The sequence below is a fragment of the Brachybacterium rhamnosum genome, from assembly GCF_039526185.1.
In the GTDB taxonomy this organism is placed as follows: domain Bacteria; phylum Actinomycetota; class Actinomycetes; order Actinomycetales; family Dermabacteraceae; genus Brachybacterium; species Brachybacterium rhamnosum.
The window spans coordinates 1,071,809-1,094,300 of sequence record NZ_BAAAIS010000002.1; the positions used below are offsets into that span (position 1 = coordinate 1,071,809).

The following is a 22,492-nucleotide window of genomic DNA, read 5'->3' on the forward strand; positions in this document are numbered from 1 at the left end:
CCGGCGCCTGCCCCGACTGGCCGCCCCGGCCGGTCAGAGCTCGGTCTCGGCGCCCATCACGACGGTGCGGGAGGGCGGGAGGTGCAGCACCTGGGTGCGGTTCGCGGAGGCCCGCTCGAGCATGCGGAACAGCCACTTCTGCCAGCGGGGCAGGGAGTCGTCGGCCCCCGGTTCGATGCGGAACACGGAGAGGAAGTAGATCGCCTGCTCGGGGTCGACGGCGAGCTCCGGAGCGTGGGCTGTGCAGGCGGAGCGGTCGACCTCGTCGGGCGCATGGGGTGCGCCGAGCTGCTCGACGGCGATGCGCAGGGCCTCGGGGACGTCCTGGCTGTCGTGGAATCCCACCTGGTAGGAGACGTGGACGATGCCGTCGGACTCGTCGCCGAGGGCGTCGACGAAGACGCGGTCGTCGCGGTGCACGTGCGGCACGCCGCGGTGCTTCATCGTCACGATGACGACGTGCTCGTGGATGACGTGGTTCATCGCCACGTTGGTGCGCAGGGCGAGGGGCACGGTGGTGGGGTCGCCGTGCGGGTAGACGGCCAGGCCCGGCACGCGGCGCGCCTCGCGGGCGGGGCCGGTGACGAACTCGTCGATCGGTCCCTCCATCGCGCGGCGGCGGCCGAAGAGCAGCTTCGATCCCTTCTTCCAGGTGAGCATGATCGTGGTGAGCGCCGCGGCGATGAGCAGCGGCAGCCAGCCGCCCGCAGGGATCTTCACGACGTTCGCGGCGAGCAGCACCAGCTCGAGGCCGCCCACGATGACGGCCATGAGCACCACGCGCCACAGCGGCCAGTGCCAGATGCGCAGGGCGAGCAGCAGGAACAGGGCGAGCACGAGGATGATCGTGGCGGTGACGGCGAGGCCGTAGGCGGCGGCGAGGGCGGAGGAGTGCTGGAAGATCAGCACGAGCGCGAGCACGCCGAGGAACAGCAGCGTGTTGATCCGGCCGATGTAGATCTGGCCGCCGTGCTCCTTGTCGGTCTGCGTGACCTTCAGGCGCGGCAGGAGGGACAGCCGGGTCGCCTGGCGGGACACGGAGAAGGCCCCGGAGATCACGGCCTGGGAGGCGATGACGGTCGCGGCGGCGGCGAGCACCACGAGCGGGAGGCGCAGGGCGTCCGGCACGAGGGAGAAGAAGGGGTTCACGATCGTGGTGGGGTCCGCGAGGATCAGCGCGCCCTGGCCGAAGTAGTTGATGAGCAGGGCCGGCAGCACGAGGCAGGTCCAGGCGAGGAAGATCGGGCGGCGGCCGAAGTGCCCCATGTCCGCGTAGAGCGCCTCCGCGCCGGTGATGGTGAGGACGACCGCGCCCATGGCGATGAAGCCGACCAGCGGGCGGTCGATCATGAAGGCGAGCGCGTAGTGCGGGGAGACGGCGCGCAGGATCGAGGGGTTGCCGAGGATCTGCGGCAGGCCCATCGCGGCGAGGGTGAGGAACCAGAGCACCATGATCGGGCCGAACGCCCCGCCGATCCGTCCGGTGCCCCAGCGCTGCACGGCGAAGAGCGCGGTGAGGACGATGACGGCGCCGGGCAGGATCACCTCGTTGGGGACGCCGCCGGTGACCTCGATGCCCTCGAAGGCGGAGAGCACGGAGATCGCGGGGGTGATGACGGAGTCGCCGTAGAACAGGCTCGCGCCGATCACGCCGAGCGCGAGGGCGACGGCGATCTCGCGGCGGTGGCCGGAGTCGAGCTTGCGCAGGATCAGGGCGGTGAGGGAGAGGATGCCGCCCTCGCCCTGGTTGTCGGCGCGCATGATGAGGCCGATGTAGCTGACGGTGACGATGATGATGAGGCACCACAGCACCATGGAGATGACGCCGAGCACGTCCCCCTCGGTGGGGGCGACGGCGTTGTGGTGGGTGGAGAAGACCGTCTGCAGCGCGTACAGGGGGCTCGTGCCGATGTCGCCGAAGACGACGCCGAGCGCGCCGAGCATGAGCAGCGGGAGCGGCTTGTGGCCGCGCGGGGTGCCGCCGGGTCCGAGGCCGCGGTGGGTGTGCTCGTGGTGCGCGTGGCCGGGGGCGGAGCGCGGCTGGAGGTGGGAGAGCCGGGTGCCGGCCATGCCCGGGATCTCCGCGGTCGCCGCGGGCGCGGCGGAGGCGGCAGGGGCGCCGGCGCCGGCGGTGGGGCCGACGGGGGTGCTGTGCGGGGCACCGGCGGGATCGCCGACGCGGGCGCTCGGTGCGCTGGCAGCCGCCGGTGCGGCGGGCGCGGGCTGCTCCGAGGAGGGGTCCGACGGGGTCGGTGCGGGTTCTCCGACGGGGGAGGCGCCCTGGGCGTGCTTCGACACGAGCGGCAATCCTGCCACTGTTCGCTCCCGGCGCAAGCCCCCGGCGGCGCGGTGGACTGTCTGCTCCGTCACCGGACCCGGGCGGCGGCCGATGCGCGGGCGCGGCGTCGTCCCGCTCAGCCGGCGTCGCGCGCGGCGGCGTAGGCGGGCCGCACGATCTCCTCGAGGATCCGCTCGCGCTGCTCCGCGGGGGCGAAGCCGCTGCTGAGCGCGGTGTGGGTGATCCGCTCGAGCTCGGGGAGCTCCCAGCGGTGGGCGCCGGCGAGGAGCTCGAGCTCGCGGCTCGTGCAGGTGCGGGACATGAGGCGGTTGTCGCTGCTGATGGCGACGGTGAAGCCGCCGGCGAGGAGGCGCCCCGCGGGGTGCGCGGCGAGGGAGGCGGCGGCGCCCGTCTGCAGGTTGGAGCTAGGGCACACCTCGAGGCAGATCTGCCGGGCGTGGACCTCCTCGGCGACGGGGCCGCGGGCGCCGTCGGCCCCGATGTCCTCGATGAGGCGCACGCCGTGGCCGATCCGCTCCGCGCCCTGCGCGAGAGCGCAGGCGATGGAGTCGGGGCCGTCGGCCTCCCCGGCGTGGATCGTCACGTGCACGCCGAGCTCGTGGGCGAGGGCGAAGGGGCCCGCGTAGAGGGAGGCGGGGAAGCCGGCCTCGGGGCCGGCGAGGTCCACGCCCCACACGCCCGCGTCGCGGCGGTCGGCGGCGAGGCGCACGAGCTCCTCGGTGGGCGGGAGGTGGCGCAGGTGGCACAGGAGCTGCCCGGCGAGGATCGGGCGGCCGGCCTCGGCGGCGATCGCCATGCCCTCCTCGAGTCCCGCCTGGACGGCGTCGACGGCCTGGGCGAGGCTGAGCCCGCCCTCGAGGTGCTGGTGGGGCGCCCAGCGGGTCTCGGCGTAGCAGGCGCCGTCGGCCGCCATGTCCTCGACGAACTCGCGGGCCACGCGGTGGAGGTCCTGCGGTCGCTGCATGAGCGCGATGGTGCGGTCGAAGGTCGCGAGGTAGCGGGGGAGGGAGCCGGAGTCCGCGGCGTCGAAGAACCAGTCGGCGACGGCGCCCGCGGTGCCGGCGGGCGTCTCGATGCCGAGCTCCGCGCACAGCTCGAGCACGGTCGAGGGGCGCAGGCCGCCGTCGAGGTGGTCGTGGAGGACCGCCGTGGGGAGCGAGCGGATCTGCGCGGGGGTGAGCGGCATGATGTCTCCGGGTTCCTGATGTGCGGGGCGGGGCAGAGGGAAGAGCCCCATTGTGCGACGCGGCGGCGGGGCCGACGGTCAGCGCAGCATGATCAGTTGCCGCAGCCAGGGCACGTGCCCGCTGATCAGCGCATAGATGCCGTCGCCGAGCACGGCGAGGCCGATGAGGGCGAGCAGGATCGCGAGCGCCGTCTGCAGGGCGCGGCGGCGCGGGCCGAACACCGCCATCACCCGCTCCACCAGTTGCTCGTGCCTGCCGAAGGCGGCGGCGATCGTCACGGCGACGAGCGGCAGCTGGTAGACGACGTTCCACAGCAGCAGCAGGGCGATGTGCGCCCACAGGTGCCGCTCCTGGGAGGCCATGCCCACGGCGATCGTGAAGGAGGGATCGGCGAGGGCGGTCACGGAGAAGGCGACGCCGGCGAGGGCGAGCGGGGTCGCGGCGAGCCGCGTGGGGGTGGAGCGCTCCTCGATGCGGCCGTGCTTCTGCTGCGGCCGGGTCACGGCGCGGAACTGGTGGGCGCTGATGCCGGCGAGGGCGAGGCCCACGACGATCTCGACGGTGCCGATCGCGTTGTTGGAGTCGAGCACGGGCCGCAGCACGGAGCTCAGCCAGGCGAGGAGGGGGTGCAGCACGAGCGTCGCGGCGGTGACGACCACGGTGTACCCGCCGAGGAAGGCGAGGAGGTGGCGCACGGCGCCGCCGCGCAGCAGCACGCCGGTGGCGATGACGCCGCCGAGCACGTCCATCGTCACCACGGCGAGCCCGAGGAAGGCGAGGATCCCGGCGAAGGTCATGGGCTCGAGGATAGGAGGCCGGGAAAGGGGCGGGCGACGGGGCGCCCTGCAGAGTCCGGGCGGGGGTTCTCCCCCACGCACTGCCATAATGACCAGCATGCGCGGAATCATCCTGGCGGGCGGCACGGGCTCGCGACTGCATCCGTTGACCATCGGCGTCTCCAAGCAGCTGATGCCGGTCTACGACAAGCCGATGATCTACTACCCGCTGAGCACGCTGATGCTCGCGGGGATCAAGGACATCCTCGTCATCACGACCCCGGAGGACCAGTCCGCCTTCCAGCGCGTGCTGGGCGACGGGTCGCGGTTCGGGGTGAGCCTGCAGTACAAGGTCCAGCCCTCGCCGGACGGTCTCGCCCAGGCCTTCGTGCTGGGTGAGGAGTTCCTGGACGGCGAGAAGGCGGCGCTCGTGCTCGGCGACAACCTGTTCTACGGGCAGGGCATGGGCTCGCAGCTGCGGCGCTACACCGACGTCGAGGGCGCGGCCGTGTTCGGCTACTGGGTCAGCGACCCGCGCGCCTACGGCGTCGTCGAGATGGGGGAGGACGGTCGCGCCGTGTCCCTCGAGGAGAAGCCGGAGAAGCCGCGCTCGAACCTCGCGATCCCCGGCCTGTACTTCTACGACGAGACCGTCCCCGAGCGCGCGAAGGCCCTCACGCCCTCGCCCCGCGGCGAGCTCGAGATCACCGACCTGAACCGCACCTACCTCGAGGACGGCACGCTGCAGGTCGAGGTGCTCACCCGCGGCACCGCGTGGCTGGACACGGGCACCTTCGACGACCTCGCCGCGGCGAGCGAGTTCATCCGCACCGTCCAGAAGCGCCAGGGCCTGTCCGTCGGCGCGCCCGAGGAGATCGCCTGGCGCATGGGCTACCTCTCCGACGACGAGCTGCGCGAGCGCGCGGAGCCCCTCGTGAAGTCCGGCTACGGCCGCTACCTGCTCGACGTCCTCGACCGTGAGACCACCCCCGGAGGAACCCACTGATGTCCCGTCACCTTCTCGTCACCGGCGGCGCCGGCTTCATCGGCAGCAACTTCGTCCACCACGTCGTCGAGCACACGGATGACACCGTCACCGTGCTGGACAAGATGACCTACGCGGGCAACGAGGCGAGCCTCGCCGGCCTGCCCGAGGACCGCGTCAAGCTCGTCGTGGGCGACATCGCGGACGCCGCGACGGTGGATCCGCTCGTGGAGCAGGCGGACGCCGTCGTGCACTACGCCGCGGAGTCGCACAACGACAACTCCCTCGAGGACCCGAGCCCGTTCCTGCAGACCAACCTCTTCGGCACGTTCACCCTGCTCGAGGCGGTGCGCAAGCACGGGACCCGGTACCACCACATCTCGACCGACGAGGTGTACGGCGACCTCGAGCTGGACGATCCGGCGCGCTTCACCGAGCACACCCCGTACAACCCCTCGAGCCCCTACTCCTCCACCAAGGCGGGCTCGGACCTGCTGGTGCGGGCGTGGGCGCGGTCCTTCGGTGTGCAGGCGACGATCTCGAACTGCTCGAACAACTACGGGCCCCGCCAGCACGTGGAGAAGTTCATCCCCCGCCAGATCACGAACCTCATCGACGGGGTGAAGCCGCGGCTGTACGGCGCGGGGCTTAACGTGCGTGACTGGATCCACGCGGACGACCACTCCTCCGCCGTGCTCACGATCCTCGACTCCGGCCGGATCGGCGAGACCTACCTGATCGGCGCGGACGGCGAGGAGTCCAACAAGGACGTCGTCGAGACGATCCTGCGGCTCATGGGCCACGACGCCGGCGACTACGACCACGTCAACGACCGCCCCGGCCACGACATGCGCTACGCGATCGACTCCACGAAGCTGCGCGAGGAGCTGGGCTGGAAGCCCTCCTTCCAGGACTTCGAGGCGGGCCTCGCCGCGACCATCGACTGGTACCGCGAGAACGAGGCCTGGTGGCGACCGCAGAAGGCGGCCACCGAGGCGAAGTACGCGAAGGTGGGCCAGTGACCGCGGCGGGCCAGCAGCGCACGCTCGCCGTCCACGAGACCCCGATCCCGGGGCTGCTCGTCATCGACCTCCCCGTGCCCGGGGACAACCGCGGCTGGTTCAAGGAGAACTGGCAGCGGGCCAAGATGACCGCCGCGGGGCTGCCGGACTTCGGCCCCGTGCAGAACAACATCTCCTTCAACCAGGCGGAGGGCGTCACCCGCGGCATCCACGCCGAGCCGTGGGACAAGTACATCTCCGTCGCGACGGGCGCCGTGTTCGGCGCCTGGGTGGACCTGCGCGAGGGGCCCAGCTTCGGCACCGCCTACTGTCACGAGATCACGCCGGAGACGGCGATCTTCGTGCCCCGCGGCGTGGGCAACGCCTTCCAGACGATCAGCGCGCCCGCCGCGTACACGTACCTCGTCAATGACCACTGGTCCGAGGGGGCGCAGGCGCAGTACACCTTCCTCAACCTGGCCGACGAGACCGTCGCCATCCCGTGGCCCATCCCGCTCGAGCAGGCGGAGCTCTCGGCGAAGGACGTGGCGCATCCGCGCCTCGCGGACGTCACCCCCGTGCCGCCGCGCCGCACCCTCGTGGTGGGCGCGAACGGCCAGCTGGGCCGCGCCCTCGCTGCGCGCTGGGCGGAGCGGGCCGACGTGGACCTCGTGGCCCGCGACCGGCTCGACCTGGCCGACGCCGCCTCCGTCGAGGCCTTCGACTTCACGCCCTACGGGACCATCGTCAACGCCGCCGCGTACACCGCGGTGGACACGGCGGAGACGCCCGAGGGCCGCGCGCAGGCCTGGGCCGTGAACGTCGACGGCGTGGCCCGGCTCGTGGAGCGCGCCCGCGCCCAGCGTGCGACGCTCGTGCACGTCTCGAGCGACTACGTCTACGACGGCACCGCCGCGCAGCACACCGAGGACGAGCCGGTGAGCCCGCTCGGCGTCTACGGGCAGACCAAGGCAGCCGGCGACCGCCTCGTCGCGACCCTGCCCGACCACTACATCCTCCGCACCAGCTGGGTCGTGGGCGAGGGCGGCAACTTCGTGACTACCATGGCGCGCCTCGCCGAGCGCGGCGTGGACCCTTCCGTGGTGGACGATCAGATCGGCCGCCTCACCTTCACCAGCGACCTCGCCGCCGCGATCGACCACCTCCTCGAGGCGCGCCCCGAGGCCGGCGTCTACCACCTCAGCGCCGGGGGAGAGGCCCTCTCCTGGGCCGGCATCGCCCAGCGCGTCTTCGCGCTCACCGGCCACGACCCCGCCCGCGTCACCCCCGTCGCGACCGCGGACTACTACGCCGGCCAGGGGAAGGCCGAGGGCGACGGCAGCATCGCCCCTCGCCCCCGCAGCTCCGTGCTCGACCTCGCGCGCATCGAGGCGACCGGCTTCACGGTGCGCGACCAGGACGAGGCGCTGCGGGAGTACCTGGAGGGCTGAGGGGCGCCGAACTGCGAAGAGGGCCCGGTCGGAGCGATCCGATCGGGCCCTTTTCAGCTCGAGCGCTCAGGGACGGCCGAGCGCCTCCACCTGCCAACCCGCAGCGCGCCAGGCGGAGAGATCGAGGGCGTTGCGCCCGTCGATGATCTGCGCCGTCGCCACGAGGTCTCGCACCGAGGCCGGATCGAGCTCCCGGTACTCCTTCCACTCCGTGAGCAGCAGGACGAGCTCGGCGTCGCGGAGCGTCTCTTCGACGGAGTCCTCCACGTGGAAGGACGGGTAACGCCGACGGACGTTCTCGTTGGCCGCGGGATCGGTGATCGACACCTTCGCGCCCTCGGAGTAGAGCTTGAGCGCGATGTCGAGTGCCGGGGAATCGCGCACGTCGTCGGTGTCCGGCTTGAAGGCCGCGCCGAGGACGGCGACCCGCTTGCCGTCGAGCGTGCCGTCGAGCAGCCGCTTCGCGAGGCGCACCACGTACTCGCGCCGGCCCGTGTTGATCGCATCGATGTCTCTAAGGAAGGCGAAGCTGTCCACGGAGCCGAGCTCACCGGCGCGGGACAGCAGACCGCGGATGTCCTTGGGCAGGCAACCGCCGCCGAAACCGATACCGGCCCGGAGGAACTTTGCGCCGATGCGGTCGTCCATGCCGATCGCCTCGGCGACGTCGTTGACATCGGCACCGGTGACGTCGCACAGCTCGGAGATCGCGTTGATGAAGGAGATCTTTGTGGCGAGGAACGAGTTCGCGGAGACCTTGACCAGTTCCGCCGACTCGAAGTTGTAGACCTTGCGGGGGATTTCGAGGCCGATCAGCTCCGCGTAGACCGTGTCCAGGAGCGAGATCTCCGTGCTGGCGTTCCCCTGATCCGCGACCCCGTAGACCAGGCGATCGGGACGCAGAGTGTCCTCGACCGCGAACCCCTCGCGGAGGAACTCCGGGTTCCAGGCGAGCGCGACGCCGTCGATCGCCGTGATCCGGGCGTGGAGCCCGCGCGCGGTGCCGACGGGCACGGTGGACTTGCCGGCGATGAGGGTGGGCTTCCCGTCGCGCGCCTCGAGCAGCGGCACCAGCGCGTCGAGAGCGGATTCGATGTACGAGAGATCGGCGCCCAGACCGTCGGCACGCTGGGGCGTACCCAGGGCGAGGAAGTGGACGTCGACGTCAGTGAGCTTCGCGTAGTCCGTGGTGAAGGTCAGTCGCCCGCTCCGGACGTTGCGGAGGAGCAGCTCGTCGAATCCCGGCTCGTGGAACGGGGAGCGTCCCTCTGAAAGGGCGGCGACACGGTCTGCGTCCACGTCGAGTCCGATGACACGATGTCCCAGCTCTGCCATCGCGGCAGCGTGCACGGCGCCGAGGTAGCCGACTCCGATGACGGAGAGGGTGAGGGGGCGGGGGGAACTGACGTCCGTCATGGCGGCGACGTGCCTTTCTCGGGAGGTCGGCGAGCGAAGAGCCCGGGAGACTTTCCTGATCGTAAGTGATCAGTACGGGGTGAGATGGCTTGAAGGGAACTGGAGGGTGAACTGGTGCTCTGGTGTCGTGGACTGGAGCACAGCCTTGGCGTGCAGAAGACGACCGGTTCCTGCTCGCATTGCGCAACGCCGTTAGGATCGCAGTCGTCCAGAAACGCCATCCAGACGATCGAGGGGTACCGTGCCCGGTCAGCGCCACCTTCTCCGGAATGCACGGCTCCTCGTGCAGGCCGCGGCGCAGCATCTGCTCGACGACCCCGCCCTTCTCGCGATCCAGGTGAGCCGGAGACTTCCCATGGGAGCGCGGCGCCGGATCGGCCGGGGGCTCCGGAGCGCTGCGGCTCGGGTACCGCGCGGTGACGGGGTGGCCGCCCTCGGCGCGTTCATGGCCGGCGACGAGAACAGTGCCCTGCAGCACCTCATCGCTGCACGCGCCGAGGGGTCCCGGACCGCCGGCGAGGTCGCCGTGCTCCTGGACCGCACTGACCTGCTCCCCGCGAACGCCCCCGCGAGCACCCGCGCCCGCGCGCTGTGGACCGCGGGCGACCTCAGCGGCGCCGTGGAGTCCCTCGACGCTGCCGGTCGCGGCGGCACGCCCCAGGCGCGGCGACTGCGCAGCGAGCTCGACATCCTCGAGGTCGGCCACCGCCTCCAGTCGCCCTGCTTGGGCGACTTGGACCCCACCCCGCAAGGCGAGCCGCTCCGCGTACTCCACCTGATCACGAACTCGCTGCCGCACACGCAGTCCGGCTACGCCCTGCGCACGCACAAGATCCTCACCGCACTTGCGTCGAACGGGATCGAGTCCCTTGCGCTGACCCGCACGGGCTATCCCGTCATGGTGGGCAAGCCGCTGTGCGAGGATGAGGACACGATCGACGGTATCCGCTACCGCCGCACCCTCCCCGCGACGCTCGGCGCCACCCCGGAAGAGCGCCTGGACCAGGAGGTCGCCGAGGCCCTGCGCCTCGTCACCGAGTTTCGCCCCCATGTGCTCCACGCGACCACCGACTACCGCAACGCCCTGGTCGCCCAGGCCGTCAGCGCCGCCACCGGGATCCCGTGGATCTTCGAGGTGCGCGGCCTCATGGAGCAGACCTGGATCGCCTCCCATCGCAGCAAGGAGACCCGCGCGGCGGCCGCAAGCTCGGAGAAGGTGCGCCGCATCGTCGAGGCGGAGGCGTCGCTCGCCCGCGAGGCGGGCGCCGTGGTGACGCTGAGCCGGACCATGGCGGACGTGCTCGTGGAGCGGGGAGTTCCCGCGGCGCGGATCACACTGGTCCCCAACGGGGTCGACGAGACGCTGCTCAGGGAGGACCTCACTCCTGCCGCCGCTCGAGAGCGCCTCCGCAGCGACGTCCCGGAGGACGCGCTCGCGATCGGCGCGGTGAGCGCCCTCGTGGACTACGAGGGCTTCGACGTGCTTCTGCGCGCTGCGGCCGCGATCATCGATGACGACACGATGCCCGAGGCCGTGCGCGACCGCGTGCACGTGGTGCTCGTCGGGGACGGGGTGTCCGGGCCAGTTCTGCGGGAGCTGGGTGACGAGCTGGGAATCTCCGATCGCCTGCACATGCCCGGTCGCGTGCCCGCCGGCAGCGCACGGACGTGGGTGCAGGCGCTCGACGTGGTGGTCGTGCCGCGCAAGGACCTCGAGGTCACGCGGACCGTCACCCCGCAGAAGCCCGCCGAGGCCCTCGCACTCGGCCGCCCCGTGGTGGTCAGTGATCTGCCGGCGCTGCGGGAGACCGTGCAGGACCCGCAGGGTGAGCTGATCGGGGAGCTCGCGGAGGCCGGGTCCATCGCCTCGCTGGCCTCCTCGATCACCACGTTGATCGCCGACGCGGAGCGCCGCGAGGAGCTCTCTGGGCGAGGTCGCGCAGAGGCGGCAGAACGGACATGGTCAGCGATGATGAGACTATACGTCCGCGCGTACCGTTCGGTCGCGCTCCGTGATGCCGAGGAGTCGATCAGTGGCGAGTGAGGTGAAGAGCACCGCCGACGCGAAGCGCGCCCTCGAGGCCAAGGGCCTCGACCCGAGCGGGCTCAGCCGGATCGGTACCCGCCCTCCACTGGGGGAGTACATCCAGCAACTGTGGCAGCGCCGGCATTTTATCTGGTACGACGCCCGCCATCGTGCCTCCACCCAGAACTCCCGGATGCGGCTGGGGAACGTGTGGCTCGTGCTGCGACCGCTCGTGGATTCGAGCTTCTACTTCATCATCTTCGGCCTCGTGCTGGGGGCGGGCGGCGACATGGAGAACTTCGCCGCCTTCCTGCTCATCGGGATCCTGCTGTTCCGCTCCACCTCGACCTCCATCGCGGGGGGAGCGGGGGTCCTCCGTGCCAACAAGTCGATGATCAAGGCGTTCACCTTCCCCCGGGCGTCGATCCCGATCGCGGCCGTGCTCCAGGCGACGATGACGGCCGTCTTCACGATGGGCGTCATGTGCTTCGCGATCGTGGTGCTTCCTCCGCACGAGATCCCCACGCTCACCTGGCCCCTGCTGGTCCCGATCTTCCTCATCCAGACGGTCCTCAACCTGGGCCTCATGTTCATCACCGCGAGGATCGGCTTCCATCTGCCCGACATGGCGAACGTGCTGGGCGTCTTCAGCCGCTTCCTCATGTACGGCTCGGGAGTGATGTTCCCGATCACCCGCTATGTCGATGATCCTGCTGCGGCCGGGGTGCTCGAGCTGAACCCGCTTTACCAGATCATCGGAATGATGAGAACTGTCCTGATGGACGGGCGGGTACCGGAGCTGAGGTCCTGGCTGATCGCCGCCGGGTGGGCGGTTGGGATCCTTGTGGTTGGTTTCATCTTCTTCTGGAGAGCGGAGGAGAGCTATGGCCGAGAGCTCGGCTGATCTCGACCCCGAGGACGAGCCGGACCTCGACGTCGATGAGGCGGAGGAAGACGGCGAGCCGAAGGATACGCTCTGGGTCGCCCCGGAGGAATCCCCTCTCACTGTTGTGGCTCACCGGGTGCGCATGCGTTACAAGACTGCGCGTACGGACAGGGCTCCCCGCACTGGACTTCTGGGAAGGATCGCCCCGCGCAAGTCGATGGTCTCTGTCTCCGCGGTGCGCGGGGTGGACCTCACCGTGCGCGAGGGAGAGTTCATCGGCATCATCGGTCGGAATGGCTCCGGCAAGTCGACACTCCTGCGCATGCTCGCCGGCGTCGAGCCGCCCACCTCCGGCTCTGTCTTCACGAGCGCGCGGCCCCAGCTGCTCGGAGTGAGTGCGGCGCTCATGAGCGACCTCACCGGTGCGGAGAACATCAAGCTCGGCTTCCTCGCCCTCGGGATGACCCCGGACGAGGCGGAGGAACTCGTGCCCGGCGCTGCGGAGCTCTCTGCGTTGGGGGACGCCGTGGACCTTCCCATGCGCACCTACTCCTCCGGGATGGCCGCGCGTCTCAAGTTCGCCATCTCCGTGATGGCCCAGCCCAAGATCCTCATGGTCGACGAGGCGCTCTCCACCGGCGACGCCACCTTCTCCCGGCGCTCCAAGGCGAAAATGGACGAGCTGCTCGAGAACGCCGGCACCGTCTTCATGGTCAACCATGCGCCGCGGGCGATCGAGAATGTCTGCTCGCGGGTGATCTGGATGGAGAAGGGTCGCATCGTCATGGACGGCGACACCAAAGAGGTTTCCGCGACCTATCGCTCCTTCACCTATCGCATGGCGCGCGACCGGGAAGCGGAGGCAATGGGCATCCTCCGCGAGGCAGTCCTCGCCGGCGAAGCACAGCGTGCATCGGCCGTGCTCACCCTTCCCGAGGACGACCTACCGGAGCGGGCGGACAGCACTCCGGAGCTCGAGCCGGACCCCTTCGGCTCGATCTTCGACCGCCAGATGTCAGCGCAACGGTTCCCCAGCACCGTCCTGCCCAAAGACTGATCCATCCCCCCGTCCCCCGACTTGATACCCCGATGAGGACTCCCATGGCACTGCGCATCATGACCATCTACGGCACCCGCCCCGAGGCGATCAAGGTAGCCCCGATCATCAAGGCTATCGAGGCCGCCGAGGATCTCGAGAGCATCACCGTCGTCACCGGCCAGCACCGCGAGATGCTCGACCAGGTGAACACGATGTTCGAGATCGTCCCCGATCACGACCTGAACATCATGGCCAGCGGGCAGACCCTCAACGGGATCGTCGCCAAGGTGATCTCCGGCGTGGACCAGATCCTCGAGCACGAGAAGCCGGACGCCGTCATCGTCCAGGGCGACACCTCCACCGTCATGGGTGCCGCGGTCGCATCGTTCAACCGCCAGATCCCGGTGATCCACCTCGAGGCGGGCCTGCGCTCCGGCGACATCAACTCGCCCTTCCCGGAGGAGGCGAACCGCAAGCTCACCAGCCAGATCGCCGCGCTGCACCTCGCCCCCACCGACACCTCGAAGTCGAACCTCACCCGCGAAGCGGTCAGTGAGAACGACATCGTCATCACCGGCAACTCGGTGATCGACACCCTCATGTTCGCCACCGCGAACCTCGAGGTGCACTTCGAGGACGAGCGGCTCGAGGCTCTGCAGCAGGCCAAGGAGTCCGGCACCGCCGGGCGCGTACTCCTCGTGACCGCGCACCGCCGCGAGAACCTGGGCTCCGCGATGGAGGACATCGGTGCCGCGGTCGCGGAGATCGCCCGCAAGTATCCGGACCTGACGATCGTCTTCCCGATCCACAAGAACCCCAAGGTGCGCGCCGCGATCCGCCCCGCCGTCGAGGGCCTGGACAACGTGGTGCTGATCGAGCCGCTCGCCTACGCGGAGTTCACCCGTGCCCTGAGCCTCGCCGACGTGGTCCTCACCGACTCCGGCGGTGTCCAGGAGGAGGCGCCGAGCCTCGGCAAGCCGGTCCTCGTCATGCGCGAGAACACCGAGCGCCCCGAGGCCGTCGTGGCCGGCACCGTGAAGCTCATCGGCACCCACAAGCAGCGCCTCGTCGACGAGGTCTCCCTGCTGCTGGACTCCGAGGAGGCCTACACCGGCATGGCGAACGCCGTGAATCCCTACGGGGACGGCGAGGCCGCCGAGCGCACTGTCGAGGCCATCCGGTGGAAGTTCGTCGGAGGGGAGCGCCCCACAGATTTCGGCAGCTGACCCTCGCTTCGCCGGCACTTCGGAGCGAGGTCAGCTCAGGTGCTCGGCCTGGTTGGCAGGGTAGGCCGCGAGGTTGGCCACTGCTCCCTGCTCGCGATCGACGATTCTGCGGACGATCCGTGCCGGGACACCGGCCACGACGACGTCGTCAGGGACGTCGCGATTCACCACGGCACCGACGGCGACGATGGATCGGGCGCCGATGGTCACGCCGCCCATGACCGTGGCGCCCGCGCCGATCCACGCTCCATGTCGAACAAGGATCGGGTCCTTGCGTGGCGTGCCGGTGCGACGGGATCCCGACGAGATGTCATGGGAGTCGGTGATGAGCCGGACGAACGGGCCCAGCGAGACGTCGTCCTCGATCGTGACGAGGGGACGAATGTAGCTTCCCTGGTTCACGAAGACGCGCTTGCCGACGGTGACCGGTCCCGTCCACTCGCCACCGCGCCACACCTGGGTGTGGTCACCGATCCGGATCGTGGCGTTCTCCCGGCTGATCAAAGTGCAAGCCGGGTCGATGCGGACGTTCTCCCCGAGGATCGTGCGCTCACCGTGCCGGGGCGTGGTGAGTGCGCGGACCTCTGCCCGCAGCGCTTCGACCTCGGCGAGGAGCTCTGCGAGAAGATCGGAATCAGGTTGTTTCACGTCGGGGAGTCTATGCAGACCGAACCGGTATGGACAGTGGGACTCGAGTACCTGGGCGGAAAACGGCGAAATGCGGTATTGGTGCGCTCTGTTATCGTAGGGCCGTTGGCCCGTTCTGGGCGTGTGACCGATCGTCTAGACCCCGTTCAGAGGACCCCGTGCATCCCACCCCTGTGCCTGATCCGGGCGTCGACGGCTCCTTCGCCCCGCTCGTCATTACCGAGGATCCGCGTGAGGAGAGGTTCCCGCGTGAGCCTGGTGCTGTGCGCTGGAGCCACGACCTCGGGGGTGGCCGAATGCTCGACTCCCTGGGCATCAATGACGGGGGCCGCACTCTGGTCGTCTCCTTCCATGGTGCGCTCGACCGGGATCGGTACACTCTTCCCCGCTTCGAACGGATGGCCTCCATCCGGAAGCTGGGGCTGAGCTCCCTCTATATCGCTGACCCCACGCTGCATCTGGATCCCAAGCTCCAGCTGGCCTGGTATACGGGATGGCCGGGGCTTGGTCTCCTCGACATCATTGCGGAGCAGGTCGTGCGTGCAGCCAACGCGATGAGCGCCCGCACCCTGATCCTCTCGGGCTCTTCCGGTGGTGGGTACGCGGCGCTGCAGGTGGGGGCCCGGATCGAAGGTGCCATCACCCTCGCGTTCAATCCTCAGACGCACATCCATGGCTATCTGTACGACGGCAAGCCTGATTCCCATGGCGTGGAGCGCGCCTATATTGAACATGTGTATCCGAATGCCGCGCCGAATGGTATTTGGAGCATCGATTTCGATGTTGACTGGACCGAGGATGCAGGGCCTGACTATTCTGCCATCCGTACCTACGCAGTGCAACGTGGCAATCGGATTCTATATGCCAACAACCTTAATGATTGGCATGTGGCGCAGCATTATGTCCCGTTTGCGGAAGCCTACCGGGCGGCGCACGCCAGGGATCTGCTCACCGAGTTGAACTATGAAGGGAGGGAAGGGCATTTTCCTCCCTCCCCCGCGGAGTTCGAAGCTGGAATGTCGGCCGCTCTCGCTTTGGTGACGGAGGAGGAGTCGGTGGCGGCGCCTCGCCATTGGCGCGCCGACGCGCTATGACGGCATCGTCGCGGTCAGCACTGAAGTGCTGAGAGCATCGCCCCGTCCACGACCTCCTGCGAGTTCGTCCGTCGAAGGATCTCCCGGGCGTCGCGCACGGCATCGTCGTAGCGTGCCGTGTCGAGATAGGCTCGAAGATCGTCCTGCAAGTCTGTGGCCGTGAAGCGCATCGTGCCATGATCTCCGAAGTTGCTCCAGAGGCCGGCGCGGAGGTTCTGCCCCTGCTGAACACCGACGAAGCTGCGGGCTCCGACGCCCACGCACAGCGCCCCGGAGGCGATGGTGCGCACACCGGTCATTCCGGCGGCGATACCGACCACGGAATCATTCATCTTCAACGGCACCTCGTGGGGCTCGATCCAGCCGTGGAACTCGACCCTGGCATTGGGTAGCGCTCGAAGACCAGTACGGTACGCACGCTCGAAGGAGTCGCGTTCCGGCCCGTCCCCGTAGACATCCAGTTGCCACCGGAGATCCGGTCGCAGCTGGGCGCAAGTGGCGATCGTCTGGAGTGTTGGCTCGATCTGGCTGAGCTTGTCCCGCGCCAGGCGAGCCGCCGTGACCACGCGCCCCACCCCGTCCGAGGTCCGCTCGTCGAGAGTTCGGAGCGGGAGGTCGAATGCGGCCCGGGGAGCTGCATTGGGAACCAGGGAGACCTTCCACGGCTCGACACGGCCGAACCGGTGCGTGAAATGCACCAATGACGGGCTCGCGGCGAGAAAGCCTGTCGCATGGTGCGACCAGGTGTACATGTAGTCGTGGTAAGCGCCGTGGATCATCACGTACAGCTCTGTTCCGAGCCTGCGGGAGAGCTCGAGCCCGAGCATGCGGGCGTGAGGGGCGTGGGCAAAGATCAGATCAGCAGCCCTCGCTCGGGGGTCGCCTGCGACCTGCTCGGCCGAGGACTTCCAGTCCCCCCAGTCCACCGTGATGAAGTCTGCGCCGGTGGCGCGGGCACGCTCCTCGAAGACGACTCCCTGGCCCACGAAGGTGACGGTGTGCCCGGCGCTCAGGAGGCTCTGCGCGGCATCGACGGTCCATTCATGGACGCCACCCCATTCCGCGACGGTGCGCACGGGCATCAGGATATTGCGGGTCATGGGCTCAGCTTTCCGAGGTGAGGACGTCAGTGGTGTGAGTCTGCAGATCGATGCCCACGGCTGCGCACAGCCGTACCGCTCGACTCCACCACTGCGGGTCGACCTCGTCGAAGACGGTGAGGTCGAGGATGAGCTGGTCCATGTGGAGCTCGGTCGCCAGGAGGACTGCAGTCCCCAGATAGGGGCCGACTGGATTGGCAGTGCCAGGTGTGCTCGCGTGGAGGAACGCATTGGTCGCGGTGACCAGTCGGTCGATGCTGTAGAGCCGCCCTGCCCAGTCGCCGAGCTCCCGCAGCTCGATGACGAAGGTCGCGTTCCCCATGTCGGGATTGCTGTCCAATGTCGAGCCGGGACCGGCGATCACCATCGCGGAGCCACCACCGGGGTACCACTGGTACGCGTCGTCGGAGACCGTCGGGTTAAACGGGACGTCCGGACCGAGGAACTCTCCGACCGCTGCCCGGACCTGGGTGCTGATGAGGGTGCTCGCGTCCCAGGTCCCGGCGAGGCCGGTGCCGAAGCACAGCGCCGCGGCGACCCAGAGGCGGTCGGGTGGGCGCACGTCGACCCGAGTATCGAGGATCAGCTCGCGGGGGAAGGGCGCGGTCTCGCCCAGGCTGCCGGCCTGGATCCCGAGCGACGTCCGTCCGGCATTGGTCTCGTTCCACACGAGCTTCATCTCAGGCCACCTCCGTGGGGTCGGCGTGAATGGGCTGGGGGCTCAGGGCCTGGACGAGTCCGCCGAGCTCCTCGCGGGAGTGGAGCGCGAACGTGCTGCCACCGGAGTTCGTGGAGCGTTCGTGCAAGTTCATCAGGGCATTGAGGCGGTGTGAGTATCCGAAGATGCGTGTGCACGTGGTCGCGCCGAATTCGCCAGCGGCGACCACACGGCGCGCCGACTTTGCTCCCTCGAGGAGCTTCTCGTCGACGAATTCGTGGTAGGGGTCTGCGCCGTGCTCGACGAGGACGCTGCCCGTCGGGTACTTCCGCAGGTGCTCTTCGATGACCGCATCCACCCGAGCTGCGGCAGCTGTTGCGACGGACCTGTCGATCGCGTCCTCCGCCTGCTGCTCGACATCGGTGAGGTCGATGTCCTGGTCGTCCAGCTCCGGATTCTCGGGGCGGATGTCGATCGTGGCGGTCACTTGGAGGCCGAGCAGGCCGGAGCGTCGGAAGGAAGCGAGATCGGCGAGGGTGACGTCTTCCAGCGCCGCACCTTCCAGGTGCGCGCGCCCCGTGAGGAGGTTGCGGTCCTCGAGGACGTACGACATCCGATGAGGGAGATCCGCGGTGAACTGTGCGTTGATGAGGTCGCGGGAGATCCGTACCTCGCGTCGCACCAGCTTGTCGGGAAGAAACCCTGCATACCGCTCCATCAGCGACTCGTGAGAGGCGGACGCCGGGTAGCGGGCAGCCTTGCCGGCATCGCGCATCGTGTTGCGCTGCTGTCGGGAGGACATGAGGTTGTTCCCGTACCGCGTGAGGATGTGGCCGATCTTCTGCCCGGCGCCATCGGATGCGGTGACCTGCTTCTCGTGGACCCGACGGAGGTACATGAAGTGTTCGGTATGGACCCAGCGGACTCCAGCCCAGTCGAGGCGGGAGGCGAGGTTGTGGTCCACGGACGCGGTGAGGCGGCTCTCGTATCGCACCCGGCGGACCAGCCAGGTGGGAAGGGTCCACGTCGAGTGGCCCGGGCCCTGGCCGTTGAAGGCGTTGATGTCAGCGCCGAAGCCCACCTTGCCGAGGAATCCACGCATCTCGCCGGTGAGGTCGGAGAAGTTGATCCAGGACCCGTAGCTGGCATCACTCCCGGACGTCAGTGCGGCGATCCCGCGCTCGAGCCGATCGGGCAGCATGATGTCGTCGTCATCATGCACCGCGGTGAGGTGACAGTCGGTCATGTCGGCAGCCCGGTTGCGCGCTGCCGAGATGCCGGCTGGCTCCTGACGCACGTAGACGATCCGAGGGTCCCCGATCTGCCGGACCGCCTGCTCGGCGAGATCGTCCTCGGAGCCGTCGTCGACCACGATGATCTCGAAATCCTGGAACGTCTGGTACAGCACCGAGTAGAGGCTGTCGGCGATCATCGAGCCGCGGTCCTTGGTCGCGACCGCGACGCTGACCAACGGTGGTCGCGAAGCAGCGGGAACCGACCACTCCAAGAGGTTGCGGTAGATGCTCTGATCCGTCTCGACGAAGGAAGCCAGCTCCCGCCGCACGGAAGCTGCCTTGACACCGTCCTGATCGGTCGTGGGTCCGAGCTCCGGGGCGTGATAGACGATGCCGTCCAGGTGGGACAGCGTGATCGCCAGGTGCCCTGACCGACGGAGTCGTGCGACGAGGTCGAGGCCGGCGGCGCGATCGAAGGACGCACGCTCGTCATACCCACGGAGGGTCAGGAACGCCCTGCGTCGAACGGCGTACGCGAGACCGGGGTTCGCGGGGGCACGCGGGTTCGAGCGGAGGACTGCGCCGTCCGAGATCCTCTCGAGCTCGTTCAGCACGGTGTCGCGCCGTTCGAAGTACACGACCCCGTTCTCGTGGCGGCTCAGCGTGGCGAGAGCGTGGTCGCCGGCGCCGGGCACGGGCCACCAATCCTCCTCGAGGATCATGACGACGTCGGCGCTCGTCATCGCGACTGCCTGGTTGAGAGCCTGCCAGGGCGAGAGCTCCGCCTCGACGGCGCGCACGCCGAGGCGAGCTGCCCAGCCGAGGAAGTCCTCACCCGTCTCCGAGGACCACGACGATCGATGGTTCGCGGCGGTCACGATCTCCTCGGCGCCGGGAAAACCTGCGCGAAGCGCCGCGAGATAGGCCTCGGCCCTGGGCGATGTGGGAGGGAAATGGTCGACGACGACGGCGTACCCGCTCATGCAGGGACTCCTTCCTGGAGGAGGGTCACGGAACGCACGGGTGCGGTGCGTCGGGTGCCCTGCGCGACGAGAAGACCGATCCCCGCGGGGAGTTCGGGGGGTGTGCCGCGTCCCCACGCGCGGAGCACGACCTCGAACTCCGAGATCGAGGTGCGATGGACGTCGGTGGTCGGAGTCGCCCGCCCGTGCAGTGCCGGGGTGACGTAGTGGAACGGGAGTCCCAACGCCTTCGAGTGCGGGGCCTTGAGGTCCGTGGTGGGGACGGGGTCCCCCGCGGCATCCCAGGCGGCCAAGGTGGCGATGAACTGGGAGCCTGCATCGGAGTCGAGGAACGCCGGCCACTGCAGGCTGAGCGAGTCAACCGCGATGTCGAAGGACAACCGATACGTCAATCGTTCTGTCATAGCGTTGCGCTCTCCTCCTGGCCTCTCTGCTCCCCTGGGGACCGGGTGCATCGCCAGGCGAGGTTCTCCCGCACCATGGCGCCTGTCCATTGTACTGATGACCGGCGCATTTGCTGCACAAACGTGTACGACGGATCGGCGTGGTGATGCCGCAGGGCTGACGTTCATCCGTTCGTCTCTTCGTGTTCCCGGATCTATTCCTCGGAGATCGGTTCAGCGCTGAAGGGTCTCTGCCACTCCCTGCCGGGAAGGCGAGCGATCGGCTGACCATGCCGTCGCCACCGCGGACCAGTCGCCATGGGCTCTTGCGAGCTGGGCGAGCATCGGCTTGAGCTCGCGAGCGTTGGGTGGGACGTGCCCACGACCCCAGTCGCCGAGCAGGAGGGCGACGTCTCCGCTGGTTCCGAGGCTGTCGAGCCACGGTAGGAGCTGCCTCTGGACATGACCGTCCGAGGCGTTCTGAACGTAGATCACGGCATTGTCGAAACCATCGGAGTAGAGGCGTCGCAGGTCAGCGCGAGGATGTGCCTCAAGCACGGTCCGAGACTGTTCGGCCGTCTCTGCGCCGAATGCTGTGCGCGCGTAATCGAACCATGCTTGCTCGACATAATCGAGCACCCGGGTCTGCGGGTTGACCGGGATGGCGAGTGAACCCGGGAACTCGTGGGACAGGTTCAGTGATGCGAATCCGCCGCCGGACATGCCGAAGAAGGCGAGGTGCTTCGCGCCCATGCGCTGCTGCAGCGCGGCGATGATTTCGGTGAGCACGGCGGTCGCATCCACGTCAGAGGTGCCGAGGTACCAGGCCACCCCGAGGTCCTTGCCGGCCAGCAGGCCGGGATCGGAGACGAAGATGCGGTTAAGTCCGATCCCGTCGCTGACGGTCCGCGCGGTGAAGATCGGCGGCTTGAGACCGGAGCCGCCCAATGCGGCGTGGAAGCTGACCAACGTGGTCTCCGCGCCGATGTCGTCCACCAGCAGATCGAAGGGCAGGCCGCCCTGCCAGACCGTCAGGAGGCCGCTGCTGAGGTCCGCACCTGCGATCTCCTCAGGGGAGTCCAGATCGGTGAAGTCACCCCAGGCAGAGGTGTCACGCCGCTCCAGATGGAGCCCCGCGGTGTCATCGGTGACGCCTCCCTCGGATCCCTCGGCCTCCGCTTCCACAGCGCTGCTGATCTCGCGAGCGAAGTACTCGTAGGCCGCGTCCTGGTAGTGGAAGGGCGAGGCGCCCCATTCGTGATCGCGGCTGGTGTGCGCCAGATTGTGGGGGAGCGCCACGATCCGCAATCCGAGCCTGCCCAGGTACCCGAAGTAGCGCTCGTAAGCCTGGTTCGCCTCGGCAGGGTCCGTCATCCAGTCAGGGATGGTGAACGCCTCGCCGTCCTCGAAGGTGGAAGCCCATTCCGCGCGTAGCACCACGGAACGTCGCAGCAGATCGAGCCGGCTCAGCTCCTCGACGAACCGCGCCGCCCCTGCGGCCCACAGGCTGAAGTGCGCATCCGAGCCGAAGGCGAGCTGCTGCGCACCGCGGGAAGCCTCGCGGCCCCCGGCACCCCAGAACTCGTTGAGCTTCGTCGCATAGCCGCCCCCCAGCTCTACGACTCCGCCTCGCTCGTCCACGAGGTCGATGAGGACCAGGTCAATTGAAGCGGCGGCGTTCTGCAGGGAGGAGTACAGGTTGCCCTCAAGGTCTCCGGCGACCATTCGCTGCTGGAACTGGGACTTGAGAGGGGAGAGCTTTTCCTTCACCCCGCTGGCTGTGTTCCCCGCACTGATCAGCGACTGGCGAGCAACATAGCGGTGCAGCGCGTAGCGCTCGGGCAGGTACTTGAAGGTATCGCGGCTCACGCAGCTGCCATAGATGAAGGTGCGGATCTCGGCCAGCTCCTTGCCCTCGCTCGTCATGCTGATGCTCGCCTCCGTCGTCGGGAAAGGATCGCCCGGGACCGGAGGAAAGGGCCTGCGATCCGTGGGGCATGAAGAGCTACGGAATGCCCAGGCCCCTGATGGCAGACGATGCTACCCGGGGAGGCGCCCCGAGGCGGCCTCGGGCAAGGGCAGCGGCTGGCCAGTCGGCG

18 protein-coding genes are annotated in these 22,492 nt (G+C 68.8%); 8 read left to right on the forward strand and 10 right to left on the reverse strand.

Annotation, left to right across the window (positions count from 1 at the left end):
* Positions 1-33: 33 nt before the first annotated feature.
* The 3 genes from ABD080_RS06700 to ABD080_RS06710 form a co-directional block, all read right to left on the reverse strand.
* A complete protein-coding gene (locus ABD080_RS06700) occupies positions 34-2,298 on the reverse strand; it encodes a potassium transporter Kup (protein WP_343904139.1) in 2,265 nt (754 codons plus the stop codon).
* 116 nt (positions 2,299-2,414) lie between these two features.
* Positions 2,415-3,485 carry an adenosine deaminase gene (locus tag ABD080_RS06705; RefSeq protein WP_343904140.1) on the reverse strand — a complete coding sequence of 357 codons (1,071 nt, stop codon included), beginning with the start codon at positions 3,483-3,485 and terminating at the stop codon, positions 2,415-2,417.
* 78 nt (positions 3,486-3,563) lie between these two features.
* Entirely contained in the window at positions 3,564-4,283 is a 720-nt protein-coding gene (locus ABD080_RS06710; RefSeq protein WP_343904141.1) for a GAP family protein, read from the reverse strand.
* A gap of 97 nt (positions 4,284-4,380) precedes the next feature.
* On the opposite strand from ABD080_RS06710, the gene rfbA reads away from it, so the two are divergent.
* The 3 genes from rfbA to ABD080_RS06725 are packed head-to-tail and all read left to right on the forward strand — an operon-like array spanning position 4,381 to position 7,699.
* Positions 4,381-5,268, forward strand: a complete 888-nt coding sequence (gene rfbA, locus ABD080_RS06715) for a glucose-1-phosphate thymidylyltransferase RfbA (protein WP_343904142.1) — start codon at positions 4,381-4,383, stop codon at positions 5,266-5,268.
* Entirely contained in the window at positions 5,268-6,269 is a 1,002-nt protein-coding gene (rfbB, locus tag ABD080_RS06720) for a dTDP-glucose 4,6-dehydratase (protein WP_259361948.1), read from the forward strand. The genes rfbA and rfbB overlap by 1 nt, the downstream gene beginning before the upstream one ends.
* Positions 6,266-7,699 (forward strand): sugar nucleotide-binding protein, encoded by a 1,434-nt coding sequence (locus ABD080_RS06725; protein ID WP_343904143.1) that lies wholly within the window; start codon positions 6,266-6,268, stop codon positions 7,697-7,699. Before rfbB ends, ABD080_RS06725 begins: the two co-directional genes overlap by 4 nt.
* A gap of 66 nt (positions 7,700-7,765) precedes the next feature.
* Here ABD080_RS06725 and ABD080_RS06730 read toward each other — a convergent pair whose 3' ends face one another.
* A complete protein-coding gene (locus tag ABD080_RS06730) occupies positions 7,766-9,115 on the reverse strand; it encodes a UDP-glucose dehydrogenase family protein (RefSeq protein WP_343904144.1) in 1,350 nt (449 codons plus the stop codon).
* 424 nt (positions 9,116-9,539) lie between these two features.
* Between ABD080_RS06730 and ABD080_RS06735 the strand changes: the two genes are divergently transcribed.
* From ABD080_RS06735 to wecB, 4 genes are read left to right on the forward strand one after another with little or no spacing between them, the layout of a single operon-like run.
* On the forward strand, positions 9,540-11,159 hold the full coding sequence (locus tag ABD080_RS06735; protein ID WP_343904145.1) for a glycosyltransferase family 4 protein: 1,620 nt from the start codon (positions 9,540-9,542) through the stop codon (positions 11,157-11,159).
* A complete protein-coding gene (locus ABD080_RS06740; RefSeq protein WP_343904146.1) occupies positions 11,149-12,045 on the forward strand; it encodes an ABC transporter permease in 897 nt (298 codons plus the stop codon). Before ABD080_RS06735 ends, ABD080_RS06740 begins: the two co-directional genes overlap by 11 nt.
* Positions 12,026-13,084, forward strand: a complete 1,059-nt coding sequence (locus tag ABD080_RS06745; RefSeq protein ID WP_343904147.1) for an ABC transporter ATP-binding protein — start codon at positions 12,026-12,028, stop codon at positions 13,082-13,084. The genes ABD080_RS06740 and ABD080_RS06745 overlap by 20 nt, the downstream gene beginning before the upstream one ends.
* 44 nt (positions 13,085-13,128) lie before the next feature.
* Positions 13,129-14,292, forward strand: a complete 1,164-nt coding sequence (wecB, locus tag ABD080_RS06750) for a non-hydrolyzing UDP-N-acetylglucosamine 2-epimerase (RefSeq protein WP_343904148.1) — start codon at positions 13,129-13,131, stop codon at positions 14,290-14,292.
* 30 nt (positions 14,293-14,322) lie between these two features.
* Here wecB and ABD080_RS06755 read toward each other — a convergent pair whose 3' ends face one another.
* Complete coding sequence (locus tag ABD080_RS06755; protein WP_343904149.1) at positions 14,323-14,940, reverse strand: acyltransferase; 618 nt, start codon at positions 14,938-14,940, stop codon at positions 14,323-14,325.
* 158 nt (positions 14,941-15,098) lie between these two features.
* Here ABD080_RS06755 and ABD080_RS06760 point away from each other — a divergent pair, with 158 nt between their 5' ends.
* Positions 15,099-16,034 carry a hypothetical protein gene (locus tag ABD080_RS06760; protein WP_343904150.1) on the forward strand — a complete coding sequence of 312 codons (936 nt, stop codon included), beginning with the start codon at positions 15,099-15,101 and terminating at the stop codon, positions 16,032-16,034.
* Between the two features lie 14 nt (positions 16,035-16,048).
* On the opposite strand, the gene ABD080_RS06765 is transcribed toward ABD080_RS06760, so the two are convergent.
* The 5 genes from ABD080_RS06765 to ABD080_RS06785 all read right to left on the reverse strand — a co-directional run bounded on the left by ABD080_RS06765 (position 16,049) and on the right by ABD080_RS06785 (position 22,319).
* Complete coding sequence (locus tag ABD080_RS06765; protein WP_343904151.1) at positions 16,049-17,134, reverse strand: glycosyltransferase family protein; 1,086 nt, start codon at positions 17,132-17,134, stop codon at positions 16,049-16,051.
* A 4-nt stretch (positions 17,135-17,138) separates the two neighbouring features.
* Complete coding sequence (locus ABD080_RS06770) at positions 17,139-17,804, reverse strand: hypothetical protein (RefSeq protein ID WP_343904152.1); 666 nt, start codon at positions 17,802-17,804, stop codon at positions 17,139-17,141.
* Positions 17,805-17,814: 10 nt separating this feature from the next.
* Complete coding sequence (locus tag ABD080_RS06775) at positions 17,815-20,010, reverse strand: glycosyltransferase family 2 protein (RefSeq protein WP_343904153.1); 2,196 nt, start codon at positions 20,008-20,010, stop codon at positions 17,815-17,817.
* A complete protein-coding gene (locus ABD080_RS06780) occupies positions 20,007-20,414 on the reverse strand; it encodes a hypothetical protein (protein ID WP_343904154.1) in 408 nt (135 codons plus the stop codon). Before ABD080_RS06780 ends, ABD080_RS06775 begins: the two co-directional genes overlap by 4 nt.
* Positions 20,415-20,627: 213 nt before the next feature.
* Positions 20,628-22,319: a DUF6270 domain-containing protein gene (locus tag ABD080_RS06785; RefSeq protein ID WP_343904155.1), complete on the reverse strand. Its 1,692-nt coding sequence runs from the start codon at positions 22,317-22,319 to the stop codon at positions 20,628-20,630.
* Between the last annotated feature and the right edge of the window lie 173 nt (positions 22,320-22,492).